The 13225-nt window shown below is 67.6% G+C and carries 8 protein-coding genes; 5 read left to right on the top strand and 3 right to left on the bottom strand.

Features of this window, described 5'->3' with window-relative positions:
• Positions 1 to 7 precede the first annotated feature (7 nt).
• Complete coding sequence (locus ACG3SL_RS16695) at positions 8 to 1210, top strand: glycosyltransferase (RefSeq protein WP_448662291.1); 1203 nt, start codon at positions 8 to 10, stop codon at positions 1208 to 1210.
• Here ACG3SL_RS16695 and ACG3SL_RS16690 read toward each other — a convergent pair.
• Positions 1144 to 2646 carry an ArnT family glycosyltransferase gene (locus ACG3SL_RS16690; RefSeq protein ID WP_448662290.1) on the bottom strand — a complete coding sequence of 501 codons (1503 nt, stop codon included), beginning with the start codon at positions 2644 to 2646 and terminating at the stop codon, positions 1144 to 1146. The genes ACG3SL_RS16695 and ACG3SL_RS16690 overlap by 67 nt on opposite strands.
• A 205-nt stretch (positions 2647 to 2851) precedes the next feature.
• Here ACG3SL_RS16690 and ACG3SL_RS16685 point away from each other — a divergent pair, with 205 nt between their 5' ends.
• Complete coding sequence (locus tag ACG3SL_RS16685; RefSeq protein WP_448662289.1) at positions 2852 to 4471, top strand: alkaline phosphatase D family protein; 1620 nt, start codon at positions 2852 to 2854, stop codon at positions 4469 to 4471.
• 93 nt (positions 4472 to 4564) lie between these two features.
• Here the strand turns inward: ACG3SL_RS16685 and ACG3SL_RS16680 are convergent, their stop codons facing one another.
• Together ACG3SL_RS16680 and pepN are read right to left on the bottom strand one after the other, a co-directional pair.
• The gene (locus ACG3SL_RS16680; RefSeq protein ID WP_448662288.1) at positions 4565 to 6073 is read right to left on the bottom strand and encodes an ABC1 kinase family protein; all 1509 of its coding nucleotides are present in this window, start codon (positions 6071 to 6073) and stop codon (positions 4565 to 4567) included.
• Entirely contained in the window at positions 6073 to 8661 is a 2589-nt protein-coding gene (pepN, locus tag ACG3SL_RS16675; protein WP_448662287.1) for an aminopeptidase N, read from the bottom strand. Before pepN ends, ACG3SL_RS16680 begins: the two co-directional genes overlap by 1 nt.
• Before the next feature lie 119 nt (positions 8662 to 8780).
• Here pepN and ACG3SL_RS16670 point away from each other — a divergent pair, with 119 nt between their 5' ends.
• The 3 genes from ACG3SL_RS16670 to ACG3SL_RS16660 all read left to right on the top strand — a co-directional run bounded on the left by ACG3SL_RS16670 (position 8781) and on the right by ACG3SL_RS16660 (position 13198).
• Positions 8781 to 10442: a M28 family metallopeptidase gene (locus ACG3SL_RS16670; RefSeq protein WP_448662286.1), complete on the top strand. Its 1662-nt coding sequence runs from the start codon at positions 8781 to 8783 to the stop codon at positions 10440 to 10442.
• Positions 10442 to 12052, top strand: coding sequence for a M20/M25/M40 family metallo-hydrolase (locus ACG3SL_RS16665; RefSeq protein WP_448662285.1), 1611 nt, complete (start codon positions 10442 to 10444; stop codon positions 12050 to 12052). Before ACG3SL_RS16670 ends, ACG3SL_RS16665 begins: the two co-directional genes overlap by 1 nt.
• Before the next feature lie 303 nt (positions 12053 to 12355).
• A complete protein-coding gene (locus ACG3SL_RS16660; RefSeq protein ID WP_448665156.1) occupies positions 12356 to 13198 on the top strand; it encodes an alpha/beta fold hydrolase in 843 nt (280 codons plus the stop codon).
• Positions 13199 to 13225 lie beyond the last annotated feature (27 nt).

The raw sequence follows: 13225 nt of genomic DNA, 5'->3' as shown, positions 1-13225 counted from the left end.
GGCGGGCATGCGCATCGTCGACGTCAACGAGTTCTACTCGCCCACCGGCGGCGGGGTGCGCACCTATCTGGATCGCAAGATGGGGATCATGGCCGATCTGGGCCATGAACTGATCGTCGTCGCCCCCGCGCTGGAAAACGCAGTGGAGGAGCGCCCCGACGGTGGCCGCATCCATTGGGTCAAGTCACCCGCGCTGCTGCTCGATCGCAATTACTGCATCTTCGTCAAGGACGAGCCGGTTTGGGCGCTGCTCGACCAGCTCAAGGCCGACATCGTCGAATGCAGCTCGCCCTGGCTGCCCGGCTGGACCGTCGCCCGGTGGAAGGGCGATGCGCTGAAGGTGTTCTTCGCGCATGGCGACCAGATCGGCGCCTATCCCCAGCGCTGGCTGGATAGCGTGGCGACCCCGATCCAGGTGGAACAGGCGTTCGCCTGGTACACGCGCTACATGAACCGTTTCCTGGTGCACTATGACGCGTTCGTCACCAACGGCCCGGCGCTGGCCAAGCGCTTTCGCCGGCGGGGGATGACAGTGGATGCGTCGATGCCGCTCGGGATCGAGCGCAGCTGGTTCTCCCCCGATCTGCGCGACGAGAAACTGCGCGTGGCGATGCTGGCGCAACTCGGCCTGCCGCCCGAGGGGCATCTGTTGCTCGGGCTGGGGCGCCACCACAAGGAAAAGCGCTGGCCGCTGGTGATCGACGCGGTCGAGGCAGCGGCGACCGATTTGCCGGTGGGGCTGATGCTGATCGGCGACGGTCCGCAGCGCCAGCATCTGGAGGCGCGCATCGCCGGCAGCCCGCACATCAAGATCTTCCGCCCGGTCTATGATCGCGTGCGGCTGTCGCGAATCATGGCGAGCTGCGACGCGCTGATCCACGGGTCGGATGCCGAGCCGTTCGGGCTGGTCGCGTCCGAGGCGCTGGCATCGGGCCTGCCGCTGATCGGGCCGGACGAGGGCGGCTTTGCCGAGCTGGCCGATCCGCGCTTTGCCGAAACCTATGCCGCGCGCGATGCGCTGTCCGCCGCCGATGCGATTCGCCGGATGTTCGCGCGTGAGCCGGTGCTGCTGCGCGCCGCCGCCCGCGTCGCGGCGGGCAAGGTGCGCAGCGACCGCGACCATGCGATCGAACTGATGGCCTATTACGAGGGCTTGCTGGCCAATCGCCGGTCGGGCGCCGCCCGCGCCTCTACGCCCGGCGCCGCATAGACCGCGATCATCAGGTCGCCCAGCGGGTACTCCCCGCGCAGCGAATAGCCGCCCTCGGCCAGCCGCTTCACCGCCAGCCGGTGCGCTTCCATCCGCTCGCCGAAATATTCGGGGCGCATCACGACGATCGCCGGGCGGTTGTCGAAAATGCGGTTGATCTCCGCCAGCTGGTCGACGCCCAGCGCGCCATTCTCCCGCTCGCGCGACAAATGGCTGGGGAACAGCCACGGCGATACGCGGCAGCGCCCGGTATAGCTGTAGAGAATCGAATTGCCCGAATAGACATACATGCACCCCGGCCCGGTGCCGATCGCGCGCGCCAGCCCTTCGAGCTGCTGGGCATTGCCGCGATGCCACTGCGCGCTCCACGCCGTATATTCGCCGCCGAACAGCGACATCGCCAGCATCGCGGGCGCCACCACGGTGCGCCCCAGCCGATGCCCGCCCAGATACCCCGCGCAGCACACGCAGGCGGGCAGCATCACCGGCAGCGCATAATGGTTGAACCACGATCCGAACACGATTAGCCCGACCACGGCGGCGATCAGCCAGCCGAAATACAGCGCCCGCACCGGATGCTCCGCCTGGTGGTTCACCGGCACGCGGCGCGAAAGCCCCGCGACGATCAGCAACAGCCCCAGGATCAGTGCGATCTTGAGGAACGCGCGCAGCAGCACGGCGGCGGGGTCGCTCTGGCGCTCCAGGATCGAGCCGAAATTGGCATAGAGCCACGCATCGCCATGTCCCATCGCGACATAGGCGACCAGCGCGAGCAGGGTCGGCACGGCGGCGACGGCGGCCCATACGGCGCCGCGCCGCAGCACGTGGATCGGCGTCGCGCCCAGCCGATGCTCGCGCCACATCAGCCACAGGCCGAGGAACAGCCCCTCGAACAGCACCGAATATTTGATCTGGAGCGCGATCCCGATCAGCGCCATCGCCGCCACGCCGCGACGGAATCGATAGGTCTCGTTGCCCGCATCGCCCGCGCGGGGGACCGCGAGATAGATCGCGATCGCCGTCAGCAGGTTATAGAAAACCGGCGCCTGCCCGCCCTGGCCGTCGCCGAAATTGAGCATGAAGATGTACAGCAGCGCCGCGACCATGCCGCCGCGCTCCCATCCCGCGCGCCGCGCCAGCTTAAGGATCATGCCGGCGGTCGCGACTACGCTGGCCAGCGCCATCATCTGGTACACCCAGATGCCGGCTGGCACGCCGAACGCGGCGGCGGGCAGGTATAGCAGGAACAGCCCGATCGGCTTGCGATCCCACACATCGACAAAGGGCAGCGCCCCGTCGAGCATCATCCGGGCAGTTACGAAATAGAATTCCTCGTCGACATGGACGACAGGATTCCCAAAGGTCAGCGCGCGCACCGCGACGGCGGCGAACAGCAGGATCGACCAGCGGGGAAGGGCGGCAATGGCTGCCTGCAACGAGGCAAGGGGAACGGTTCGGGAGTCGAAAACAGCGGACTTAGAAGCCAAGTCGAGTGCTCCCCGCAGGAGTGTGGGAGCGCCGGAGCAGGTGCATGTACAAACCGCCTTATTGGGTGCGACCGCCCTTCCATAGCGGTCCCGTGCGCCGCTGTCACGAAGGCGACACGACTGGGGGGCATCGCTCGTCCCATCGGAGGAACCAATGACCTTGCAAATCGATCGTCGCGCACTGCTTCTCACCGGCACTCTGGGGCTTGGCGCGCTCGCCATTCCCGGATTCGCCCTCGCCCAGGCGCTTGCCCAGGGCTTTACCCATTCGGTCGCCAGCGGCGAGCCGGGGCCGGACACGATGTTGTTGTGGACGCGCTATGTCCCGGCGGGCGGTGACGCAGTGAAGCTGCGCGCCGAAGTCTCTGCCACTGCCGACTTTGCCAAGGTGCTGGCCGGCGGCGAGCAGATCACCGGCCCGTGGCGCGATTTCACCGCCAAGATCACGGTGCAGGGCCTGCGTCCCAACACGCGTTATTTCTATCGCTTCGTCGCGCCCGATGGCAGCTTTTCGCCGGTCGGACGGACCAAGACGCTGCCGGTCGGCGACGTCTCCCGCTTCGGCATCGGCGTTTTTTCGTGCAGCAACCTGCCGTTCGGCTTCTTCAATGCCTATGGCCATGCCGCGACGCGCGACGATATCGACCTGTGGGTCCATCTGGGCGACTATCTCTACGAATATAAGCGCGGCGGCTATGCGCCCTCCGGCGGCGCAGTGGCGAATCGCTGGCCCGAGCCGGCGGGCGAGATGATCCACCTCGCCGATTATCGCCTGCGCTACGCCAGCTATCGCAGCGATCCCGACCTGCAGGCGCTGCACGCGATGAAGCCGATGCTGGTCCAGATGGACGATCACGAATCGGCCAACAACAGCCGCGAGATGGGCGCGCAGAACCACCAGGCCGATGAAGGCGAATGGAGCGACCGCAAGGCCGCGTCGCTCCAGGCGTTCAAGGAATGGATGCCGGTGTCGGAAACGCCGTGGGGCAGCTATGACGTCGGCACGCTGGCGACGCTGTACCGCACCGAAAGCCGGCTGATCGCCCGCAGCGACGAGCCCGAGCTGAGCCCGTTGTTCAAGACCGGCGATCCGGCAAAGGCGCTGGCCGAATTCCGCGACGGCCCGCTCCAGGATGCGGCGCGCACGATGCTGGGCAGCGAGCAGGAAGTGTGGCTGGGCCATGCCATGGCGCGCTCGGTGCGCAGCGGCCAGAAGTGGCAGGTCGTCGGCTTCGGCACGATCATGGGTAAGCAGTTCACCCCGCCCCAGGCGATGGAATGGCTGAAGCCCGATGCCGGTGCCGCGACCAAGGCCTATGTCCAGGCGGGCGTGCTGGCGAGCAAGCTGGGCGTTCCGGCCGACCTCGACAATTGGGGCGGATTCCCGGCGGCGCGGGCGCGGTTCCTGAAATCGGCACAGGCGGCGGGCGCCGACCTGGTCGTGCTGTGCGGCGACAGCCACAATGCCTGGGCGTTCGATCTGGCGCAGGATGGCAAGCCCGCTGGCGTCGAGTTCGCCGGGCACGCCGTCACGTCGCCGGGCTATGAATCGGCGCTGGGCGTCGATCCGAAGATCGTCGCGAGCGCCATGGTCGCCGCCAATCCCGAGCTGAAATGGTGCGACACCAGCCGGCGCGGCTATATGGCTGTGACGCTGACCCCCAATGCCGCGCGCAACGACTGGGTATTCATGGACACGATCACCGAACGCAACACCCGCGCGAGCATCGGCCACACCGCCACCGTGCGGCGCGGCAGCAATGTGATGGCGTAAGGCGAGGACGGGGTTCTCCTGCGAACGCAGGAGCCCAGAGTCGCGGGCGATCGGCTCGTGGCTCTGGCCCCCCCTTTCGCGGGGGAACCAAAATTACCCCAGCCAGATCGCCCCGGCGACCAGCGCGGCGCCGCCAAGCAGCGCCGTCGCGATCCAGCCGCCGGCGCGCGCGATTGCCTGCGCCGTGCCGCTGTCGGTGGCCGGCGCCTCCAGCCGCGCCGCTGCTGCACGGAGCAGGCGCGGCGCGTCCTCGCCCAGTTCGGCGAGCGCCAGCGCCAGCGCCCCGCTGCTCGATGCCATCCGCGCCGGGCCGAAGCGATTGGCAAGCAGCCGCAACTGCGCCCGCCCGATCGCGCCCGACAGGTCGAACCCCGGCGCGATGGCGGCAAGCACGCCATCCAGCGTCACCATCGCCTTGAACACCAGCAACAGGTCGGGCGGCAGCACCAGCCCTTCCTCGCGCAGCAGTCGCAGGAAATCGGGAACCATCGCCGACAGGACGAGCGTGCCCCCGCCGTGGCGCTGGACGATCGCCTCCGCCGCGCGGTCGATCGCGCGGCGCGGAACGGCATGGCCCTCGCTCCACAGCGCCAGCGTATCGGCCAGCGCGCGTGCATTGCCGCTGGTCAGCGCCAGCACGAAGCCGACGAATTCGTCGCGCCGCTTCGGTCCGATATGCCCGATCGAGCCCAGGTCGAGCAGCGCAAGCCGGTCACCGGGCAGGCACAGAAGATTACCGGGATGCGGATCGGCGTGGAAGCGCCCGTTGACCAGCACCATCGCGATCACCGTGTCGGCGCCCAGTTCGGCAATCGCCTCCGGATCTATCCCTGCGTCGCGCAGCACCGCGCCCGACACCGGCTTCACCCCGGCGATATAGTCCATCACCAGCAGCGTCTCGGACGACCATACCCAGTGGATTTCGGGAATCACCACGCGCGCCGCGTCGGCCATATCGGCGCGCAGCAGGTCGGCGTTCCGCCCCTCGCTGGTGAAATCCAGTTCCTCGAGCAGCGCCTGGCGCAGCTGCCGCGCCAGCGCCACCGGCTCGAATCGGCGGGCTTCCGCGCTGCTCTTCGCGACCAGCGCGGCGAGTTCGCCGATCAGCCGGAGGTCGGCTTCCATCGCCGCGCGGATGCCGGGGCGGCGCACTTTCAACACCACCTCGCGCCCGTCGTGCAACCGCGCGCGGTGCACCTGCGCCATCGAGGCGGCGGCGAGCGGCTGGGTGTCGAACCAGGCGAACGCCTCCTCCGGCGCCATGCCCAGCGCGGTCTCGACTTCGCCGCGGATCGCCTCGAACGGCAGCGTCGGCGCGGCGCTTTGCAGCAGTTCCAGCTCGGCGATCCAGTCCGGCGGCAACAGGTCGCCGCGCGTCGCCAGGATCTGCCCGATCTTCACATAGGTCGGCCCCAGCGCCTCCAGCGCCAGCCGGGCCCGGCGGGGCAGGGGCAGCGCGCCCGTCGCCGGGTCCGCTGCATCCGCCTCCCCCGCAAAGCCCAGCCGGGCGAGCAGCACGCCCAGCCCGAAGCGCGCCGCGACGCCCGCGACGGTGCGTACCCGCGCCTGATCGCGCACTGCCGCCGTGAGCAGCCGGATCATCAGTCGAGCGACTTGCTCGCCTGTTCGAACATGTCCTTGCTCAGCCCCGGCGTCGCCACGATCCGCTCCAGCTCGGCGCGCATCCGGGCCGCGCGGCCCGCGTCGAACCGCTTCCACCGGCCCAGCGGCGGGATCAGCTTCGCGGCGGTCTGCGGGTTGAGCTTGTCGAGCGCGATCAGCTGGTCCGCGACGAAGCGATAGCCGCGCCCCGAGGGGTCATGGAACGCCCGCTGGTTGACGCTGAACGCGCCGATCAGCGCACGGGCGCGATTGGGGTTGGCCAGCGTGAAGTCCGGGTGGTGCACCAGCTTCTCGACCATCTCGGCGGTGTCGTCGCGCGGCGACAGCGCCTGGGTCTGGAACCATTTGTCGAGCACGAGTCCGTTGCCCGCATAGCGCGCATAGAAGGCGTCGAGCGCCTGCTGGCGCAGCGGCGAATTGCCCCCCGTCAACGTCGTCAGCGCGCCCTGGCGATCGGTCATGTTGTCGGCGTTCTGGAACTGGGCAAAGGCGATGTCGGGGGCATCCGCCGCGCCGCTGGCGGCGATATAGCCGAGCGCCACGGTCTTGATCCGCCGCGCACCCTTGGCCGCCGGCGAATATTCGAAGCGGTTGGCCTGCACCGATTCGTACAGCGCGCGCCATTCGCGCTCCAGCGCGCGGCCCAGATCGCGGCGCAGCGCCTCGCGCGCGCGGAAGATCGCCTCGGGCTCGACCACGGCCATCTGGTCGCCGATGAAGCTGTCGGACGGAAGCAACACGGCCTCCGCGATGAACGCATGGTCGAGCGAGGTGTCGGTCAGCGTATTGCGCACCGCGTCGATCACCGGCTGATGGTCCGCCGTGCCATTGGCGACGGCAGCGACCAGCGTGTCCAGCATCAGCTGCTGCATCGCCTCGTACCGGGCGAACGGATCGTCGTCATGCGCCGACAGGAAGGCAAGGTCGGCGGCGGTGCGATTGGTCTCCACCACGATCGGCGCGGAAAAGTCGCGATTGATCGACAGCACCGGCTGTTCGCTCAGATTCTCGAACACCATTTCGGCGGTCTCGTTCTTGAGCAGGAACAGTTGCTCGTCGCACATCGCCCGGCCCGTGATCGCGCCGAACAGCTTGAGCCGCAGCGGGATCACCATCGGTTCCTTGACCGGCTGGCCCGGCGTCGGCGGCACCGTCTGGCGCAGCGTCAGGCGGGCGCGGCCCCCCTCGCGCGTCAGCGTGGCCGAGACGCGCGGCGTGCCGGCCTGGCTGTACCACCGGCGGAACTGGATGAGGTCCACACCGCTCGCGGCTTCCATGCTCGCGACGAAATCCTCGCAGGTCGCGGCCGTCCCGTCGAAGCGATCGAAATACAGGTCGGTGCCCGCGCGGAACTTCTCCGGCCCCAGGATGGTGTGCATCATCCGGATGACTTCGGCGCCCTTGTTGTAGATCGTCGCCGTGTAGAAATTCGAAATCTCGATATATTCGTCCGGGCGCACCGGATGCGCCAGCGGGCCCGAATCCTCGGGGAACTGGCTGGCGCGCAGTCCGCGCACATCCTCGATCCGCTTGACGGCGGCGCTGCCCTGGTCGGCGGAGAAGCTCTGGTCGCGAAAGACCGTGAAGCCTTCCTTCAGGCTGAGCTGGAACCAGTCGCGGCACGTCACGCGGTTGCCCGACCAGTTGTGGAAATATTCGTGTGCAACGACGGCGGCGATTGCGTCGTAATCATAATCGGTCGCGGTGTCGGGGTCGGCGAGGATGTAGCGGCTGTTGAACACGTTCAGCCCCTTGTTCTCCATCGCGCCGAAGTTGAAATCGTCGACCGCGACGATGTTGAACACGTCCAGGTCATATTCGCGGCCATAGACGCGCTCGTCCCACGCCATGCTGAGCTTGAGCGCGTGGAGCGCATGGTCGGTCTTGGCCAGATCGGGGCTGCGCACCCAGATGCCGAGCTGCACCTCGCGCCCCGACATGGTGGTGAAGCTGCCGCGATTGGCGACCAGATCGCCCGCGACCAGCGCGAACAGATAGCTCGGCTTGGGGAAGGGATCGTTCCATTCGGCCCAGTGGCGCCCGCCGTCCAGATCGCCCTGCGCGATCGGATCGCCATTCGCCAGCAGCACGGGGAAGCGCGCCTTGTCCGCCGTCATCCGCACCGTATAGCGGCTGAGCACGTCGGGCCGGTCGGGGAAAAACGTGATGCGGCGGAAACCCTCGGCCTCGCACTGGGTGCACAGCATCCCCTGCGAGGCATAGAGCCCCTGGAGCTGGGTATTGCGTTCGGGCGCGATCACGACCTCGGTCTCCACGCTGTGCGCATCGCCCGTCAGCGGGATGACCAGGTTCGGGCCGTCCATCGACCAGCCCTCGGCGGCAACGCCGTCCACCCGCACCGCAACCGGGGTCAGCCCGTCGCCGTCCAGCCGCAGCGGGCGATCGTGCGCGCCGTTGCGCTCTACGGTCAGCGTGGCGCGCACGCGCGTCGCCGCCGGATCGAGATCGAAGTCGAGCGCGATGGCGGGGACGCGCCAGTCGGGCTCGCGATAGTCCTCGCGCCGAGTGATGGTGGGCGCCTGGGTTGCGGTCTGAACATCTGCCATAATCAGGGGATATAAGGGCAAGTCGTGCGACCGCCACTACAAAGTGGCAGCTTGCCTATGGCCTGCGGAATGCTACCGATAGGCCAGTTTCCCGCACCTTCCCTGGGGGTCCATACCGAATGCTTCGTTTTGCCACGCCGCTTACCCTTGCCCTGCTGCTCGCGACGCCGGTGGCGGCGCAGGTGGGCAGCGCCGACAAGAACGCCGTCATCAACGCCGAACTGCCCGCCGACCAGGCGGCGATGAAGAGCCATGTCATGTTCCTGGCATCCGATGCGATGCGCGGGCGCGACGCGGGGTCGCCCGAATATGATATTGCTGCGCAATATGTCGCGTCGCAATTCTATGCGCAGGGCCTGCGCCCGGGGGGCGATGCGGGATCGTATCTGCAAAAAGTGCCGCTGCTCAGCTACAAGGCGGCGGACAAGGGCAGCATGGCGATCACGCGCAAGGGCGGGGCACCCGTCGCGCTGACCTTTGGCGAGGACTATGTCCCCGGCGCCAATCCCGCCACGCTGAATTTCACGCGCACCGCGCCGGTTGCGTTCGTCGGCTATGGCATCGTCGGGCTGGGCCGCGACGACTACAAGGGCGTCGATGTGAAGGGCAAGATCGTCGTCTTCTTCGGCGGTGCCCCCAGCGCCTTCCCGGCGGAAGAGCGCGCGCATTTCAGCAGCGCGGCGACCAAGGGCGAGATCGCGATGAAGCGCGGCGCGGTCGGCTATATCGCGCTGGAGGGGCCGCGCGGCGGGCGCGGCAGCTATCCGTTCAAGATGATTGCGGCGAACTGGGATCGTCCGCGCGTCACCTGGGCGCATGCCGACGGCACCGGTTTCATCCCCACGGCGGCGGCGCCGGGCATGGGTATGCTGAGCCAGGTGGGCGCGGCCAAGCTGTTCGAAGGGGCGAAGACGCCCTGGGCCAGCATCCTCAAGCTTGCCGAGAATGACGCCGCGACGTTCAAGCCGATGGTGCTTCCGGTGACGCTGACCGTGGCGAGCAAGACCGCGCTCACGCCCATCACCAGCTATAACGTCGCCGGCATCCTGCCCGGCAGCGATCCGGTGCTGGGCAAGGAAGTCGTCGTCCTCTCCGCGCATCTCGACCATGTCGGCGTCGGCAAGCCGGATGCGAAGGGCGACACCATCTATAACGGCGCGATGGACAATGCGGTCGGCATCGCCTCGCTGATCGAGGAAGCAAAGCGGTTCAAGGCATCGGGCAAGGCGCCGCGCCGCTCGATCCTGTTCCTGGCGGTGACGGCGGAGGAAAAGGGCCTCGTCGGTTCCGATTACTTCGCGCACAACCCCACGGTGCCCAAGGAAAACCTGGTCGCCGACGTTAATCTCGACATGCCGATCATCACCTACAAGTTCGAGGACGTGACGCCGTTCGGCGCGGCGCATTCGACGCTGGGCGACACGGTGGCGCGCGCCGCCGCGCAGATCGGCGTGGGCGTGGGCAGCGATCCGCGGCCGGACGAGGCATTCTTCGTCCGATCCGACCATTATCGCTTCGTCCAGCAGGGCATCCCCTCGGTCTTCCTGTGGCCGGGCGAGAAGGGTGAGGGCAAGGCCGCGACCGACAGCTTCCTGGCGGATAACTACCACAAGCCTTCGGACGAAGTGGCGCAGGTACGCCCGATCGACTGGGAATCGGGCGTGCGTTTCGTCGACGTGAACTATCGCATCGCGCGCGAGATCGCCGACGCCGACGTGAAGCCGATGTGGAAGAAGGGCGATTTCTTCGGCACCACGTTCGGCGGACCGATGGAGAAGTGATGCTCCGCCGCCTGCTCCTGCCGCTGCTGCTCCTCGCCGCCCCTGCGGCAGTCGCGCAACAGCTTCCGCCCGAGCAGGCGGCGATCAAGGCGCATATCCAGTTCCTCGCCTCTGATGCCCTGCGCGGGCGCGAGGCGGGGACGCGCGATTATGACGTGGCGGCGGAATATGTCGCGGCGCAGATGCTGGCCGCGGGGCTGACCCCTGCGGGCAAGGACGGCGGCTGGTTCCAGCCGGTCGCCATCGCCAATTACCGCCCCTCGGAAAAGGCGAAATGGACGCTGACGCGCGGCACCGAGGCGGTGCCGTTCGACTTCGGCGTCGATTTCCTCAACGGCGGCGTGCCCTCCAACCCCGATTTCACGGCCGAGGGGCAGGTAGTGTTCGCCGGATACGGCATCGTCTATCCGCAGGGTAAGCGCGACGATTACAAGGGGCTCGACGTGCGCGGCAAGATCGTCGCGCTGCTCCCCGGCGTCCCCGCCGGGCTGCCCAACGCAGTCGAGGCGCATTTCGGCGACGACGACCAGAAGGCACTGCTCGCGCAGCAACGCGGGGCCAAGGCAGTGATCCTGCTCGAATCCGCCGCGCGCCATGCCGAATTCCCGTTCGAGGCGTTTGCCCCCTATTGGAACTATCAACGCAGCACCTGGGCGACGCCGGAGGGCAAGGTGTTCGCGCCTGCGCCGGGGGCGCCGGTGGTGGGGATGGTATCGTCGGCGGGCGCGGAGAAGCTGTTCGCGGGATCGAAGATCCGCTGGCGCAGCGTGCTTGCCGCCGAACGGCGCGGCGCGGCGCTGCCCACCGGGCCGCTGGCCGCAACGCTGTCGCTCGGCACCCGCACCTGGCTGCGCATGGCGCAGAGCCGCAACGTGCTGGGCATGCTGCCGGGCAGCGATCCGGCGCTCAAGGACCAAGTGGTGGTCGCCTCGGCCCATCTCGATCATGTCGGGCTGGGCGAGGCCGTGAAGGGCGATCGCATCTATAACGGCGCGATGGACAATGCCGCCGGGGTGGCGATGATCCTGGAGGCGGCGCGCGCGATCCAGCGATCGGGCACGCGCCCGCGCCGCTCGATCCTGTTCCTCGCGCTGACGGCGGAGGAAAAGGGGCTGATCGGCTCCGATTATTTCGCGCACAATCCCGTCGTGCCGCGCGAGTCGCTGGTCGCCGACCTCAATCTCGACATGCCGATCCTCACCTTTCCGCTGACCGATCTGGTCGCGCTGGGCGGCGAGCGATCGAGCATCGGCCCGGTCGTCGCGGCGGCAGCAGCAGCGGAAGGGCTCAAGGTTGTGCCCGACCCCGCGCCCGAGGAAATGTTCTTCGTCCGATCGGATCACTACAGCTTCGTCAAGGCGGGCATCCCCGCCGTGTCGGTCGATACCGGCCCCGGCGGTGCGGGCGATGCCGCGCAAAAGGATTTCCTAGCGAACCATTATCACAAGCCGTCGGACCAGATCGACTTGCCGTTCGACTGGGTTAGCGCCGCCAAGTTCCTGCGCGTGAACACCGCCGTGTTGCGCGCCCTGGCCGATGGCGATCAGCGCCCGCGCTGGAACAAGGGCGATTTCTTCGGCGTGCAGTTCGGCGGCTACGGCGCGCAATGATGCCGGCGGGATAGCCCGCTATACACCTGCGTATAGGTCGGGTGCCGGTCGAAGCGCCCGTTCCGCACACCTTCGTATTATTTCGTCTAGTCGGTCTTCGCGCCACATGGGGGGAACACAGCAACCCCGCGGAGACTTCCCATGCGCAAGAACCCGACCTCTGACGATTTCGCGCTCGCCGTCTCGCGGCGCGCGCTGGTCGCGGGTGCCGCCGGCGTCGCGGCGACGACGCTGATTCCCTCGGCGGCGTTCGCTGCCGTGCATTCGCAGCCCACCCCCCAAGCCCCCAACGGAGTACCCCCCATGAGCAGCGGTTTTGTGAAGACCAAGGATGGCGTCGAGATCTTCTACAAGGATTGGGGTCCCAAGGATGCCCAGCCGATCGTGTTCCACCATGGCTGGCCGCTGTCGTCGGACGACTGGGACGCGCAGATGCTGTTCTTCCTCGCGAACGGTTACCGCGTCGTCGCGCATGACCGTCGCGGCCATGGCCGGTCGTCGCAGGCGGCAACCGGCAACGACATGGATCACTATGCCGCCGATGCCTCGGCCGTGTCCGAGCATCTCGACCTGAAGAACACGGTCCATATCGGCCATTCGACCGGCGGCGGCGAAGTCGCGCGCTATGTCGCCAAGTTCGGCATTCCCCAGGGCCGCGTCGCAAAGGCCGTGCTGGTTGCCGCGATTCCGCCGCTGATGCTCAAGACCGCCGCCAATCCCGGCGGCACGCCGATCGAAGTGTTCGACGGCTTTCGCAAGGCGCTGGCCGCCAATCGCGCGCAATTCTATCTCGATGTCGCCTCGGGTCCGTTCTACGGCTTCAACCGTCCGGGCGCTGCGGTTTCGCAGGGCATCATCCAGAATTGGTGGCGCCAGGGCATGATGGGCGCCGCCGTCGCGCATTACGAAGGGATCAAGGCGTTCTCGGAAACCGACCAGACCGCCGATCTCAAGGCGATGACGGTGCCGACGCTGGTGCTCCAGGGCGATGACGATCAGATCGTCCCCTATACCGACGCGGCGGAACTCCAGATCAAGCTGCTGCCCAAGGGCCAGATCAAGATCTACAAGGGCTTCCCCCACGGCATGCTGACGACGCACGCCGACGTCATCAACCCGGACCTGCTCGCCTTCGTGAAGGCCTGATCGCGTCGCGATAGAAGGGGGAGGGTG

It is taken from the genome of Sphingomonas degradans (assembly GCF_053502645.1).
Note: the sequence above shows the minus strand (reverse complement) of the source record. Positions and strands in the feature narration are given on the sequence as shown.